Source organism: Enterococcus sp. H57, assembly GCF_003112495.1.
Lineage (GTDB): Bacteria > Bacillota > Bacilli > Lactobacillales > Enterococcaceae > Enterococcus_B > Enterococcus_B faecium.
Window position 1 is genome coordinate 1 of sequence record NZ_BEHC01000055.1, and the last position, 2838, is coordinate 2838.

Here is a 2838-nt window from a genome sequence, read left to right on the forward strand (position 1 = left end):
CTCCTTATAATTCTTTGGTCGGAACTATTTTGAGTGTAGCACAAATGACTTTTTTAGTTGTCTAGCTTAATTTTACAATCGGCGTAATATAAAAAAAAGAAAAAATTCACCAATCTTTCTAATTCTCTTCTCTTTTGGCTCTAACTATTCAATCAGAGTTATTTTAAAGGAAATTAAACTTGAGATAGATTAATAAATATATCTAATAATTAGTTATTGAAAATAGGTTATTTATTCTTTTCTCTCAAAAAATATACTCATTAAGTGGTAATTTTGAGATAAATTAAAAAAAAATATTTCTAAATCCTGTATAGTTTTTTTAAAAAATCGAGACAAGTATTTACAAGAAAAAATAAATACGGTATTAATAATAAAAACATAAAAAGAAGGTGAAGAATTGATTGAAAAAATTTTATTAGATGACCATGCGAGAATGAAATTAAGCGTGTATGGAAAGGTGATGACCTTACGGCCGGAGGAATATAGTTTAGATCATGTACGAGAAAACTTAGATTTCTATTTCAGTGCGACTCGTTTCAAAAAAATCCTATGTGATATACAAGATGATTTAGAACAATTTACTGATATTAAACTGTTACATAATAAAAATAAGTTATCCATTCCTGAACAACTTGTTCAATATATCCAATACCAACATTACCTATCAACAGAAAGTGTTCCTTATAAATTATTGATCAGTCTTCTGACCGAACAAGATGAAAATCTTGCAGCTTTTTGCAATCGCCAATTTATCAGCCGCTCAACGTGTTTTCGGCAAACAAAAAAATTGGCTGAATATTTGAAGGAATACAATATCAACTTGAATTTATCGAATCTTACCTTATCTGGTTCTGAAATGCTGATTCGCATCATCTTTTTCAATTTCTTTTGGTTTGTTTCATTAGGGGAAAGCCTGGATAGCATTCCTTACAGCCAAGAAGTTCGTGCATTGATTTATAAGCACGAAGGATCGCAACACAAGAATAAGTTTGATTTAGGAAAAAAACAAGCCAGCCTCCATTGCCTGATTTGTTTGCTGAGGATCGAAAATAATCATTTTACGGATATCTATAGATTATCAAGAGATTCCTTTATTCCAAGCGAAACAAACATTGACTTTTTTTACGACTTCTTCAAAATTGCGAATCTTCGTTTAGATATCTTAGAGGTAAACTCTTTGTTTTACTTATTCTATTACTGGCCGCTTCTTACCTCTAATCAAGACATTCGTGTGCCGATCGTTCATCATTCGTATGAACAACCGAGCAATGAGGTCAAAGATATCTTAGAGGAATTTCAGAAGCATTGTCAGACATTTATTGGTACACTCCAGTTTGAAAAAGAGCCAGCTTTGCTTTTGAATCTCTATCTATCAATTGGTAATTTTAGCATGTTCAAGCAAAAAATTCCTTTGACCACACTATTTGTCTCTTCTTATATTAGAGATAAATACCCACTTTTACGTATCTTGACAATCAAAATCGAAGGTTTTTGGAAAAAAATCGCACAACGAAAAAACTATACATGGCTGAAATCATGCGTAAGTGAATTAGTCTTTCTACAAACCAGTTTACTTTATCCGTATTATTCAGAAATCGATGAAAACTATAAATTGAAAGTTGGGTTTGTTAACGTCTCTGAACATCTGATTTCCGCAGAAATCTTGAATTTAGGAAAGAAGATCCCCTTTGTAGATATCGAGCGACTCACACTTCCCATCACTGAAGAATACGACTTTTTCATCTTTGGTTCACCTCTACTGATTCCTGCTGGTCTTGATTCTTCTAAGTATATAGTCCTTGATCTTTGTCATTACAGCGATTTTGAAACTGATCTGTATCAACGTCTTTTAGAAGTTTATCATCTCAAATTACAAAATTTGTTCTCTAATTAGCTGATTTATGTAAAAAAGTGGCTATGACATAAGTTCCTAAAAAGAGCTGAACCCTTATCTATCAAGGGTTCAGCCATCGTTTCTTTATTCAGATTTTTCTTCAGCTATGAAATTAAGTTCATTGACGATAATTGAAGCTAGGTGCTTTTTGAATAGGATTAATCACTTTGCTAATAATAAATTTTAATGATTAGTTTTCAATCGTATTCAAGTTACGTGGTGTGCTTTTGGTAAAAAGCTACTTATCAATTAGTTTCAAAGGTTCTACATTAGCAAAATTATCAATTTTTGTAATTTAACTAGTAAAACGATATTCCCAAGCTTTTTCTTTACGCTTATTATTAACAGAATATCTAAGCATATACTTATATTTTTAGCGAAATTCTTTATAAATCTCAATAAATTTCATCTGGATTGTCATAAGTAATAATCCCTAATGCTATGCTTATCTTTATCAATAAATTCAAATAAAGATTTTTTTACATTGATTAAAATATGGAGGCTCAAAAAAATGAACATTTTCTCTTTTGGATAATTAAATGAAATACCATCTGTATAAGATTCAACATCCATATTAGTTAATTGAATCTTTTAGTAAAGAAATATCCCTTATTTTTTTATTAAAGATTGCTTATTAAAGCAACAACCTACCTTGTACTTACTTTCTTGTTTTGTCCCCTCTATCTGTCCACCGCTAGTAATACCACTTACGTTCGTTATATTTAGGAAGAAGGTCGCAAACCCTTCCTCTAAAGAAAAAGGATGATTAAACTCTTTTTTACAAATTTCTTTCTGTCTTGGCCATTCTTCAATGTTTACAATGGTTTTGTTAATCAGATTGATAAATTTGTTGAGAGTATAAAATATTTTGTGTAAATGAAAAAATCCATACAAAAAAGGAAGTCCCTTCTGTAGAATAAAGTTAACGACAACCAATTCACAGA

General features: G+C 30.5%; 1 protein-coding gene and 1 pseudogene. One reads left to right on the forward strand and one right to left on the reverse strand.

The window, feature by feature from the left end; genetic code table 11:
- Window positions 1-397: 397 nt before the first annotated feature.
- On the forward strand, window positions 398-1894 hold the full coding sequence (locus DIZ30_RS10300) for a helix-turn-helix domain-containing protein (RefSeq protein WP_109023203.1): 1497 nt from the start codon (window positions 398-400) through the stop codon (window positions 1892-1894).
- A gap of 609 nt (window positions 1895-2503) precedes the next feature.
- Here the strand turns inward: DIZ30_RS10300 and DIZ30_RS10305 are convergent.
- Window positions 2504-2838 (reverse strand): annotated as a pseudogene (locus DIZ30_RS10305) (DNA adenine methylase); the annotation flags it as partial.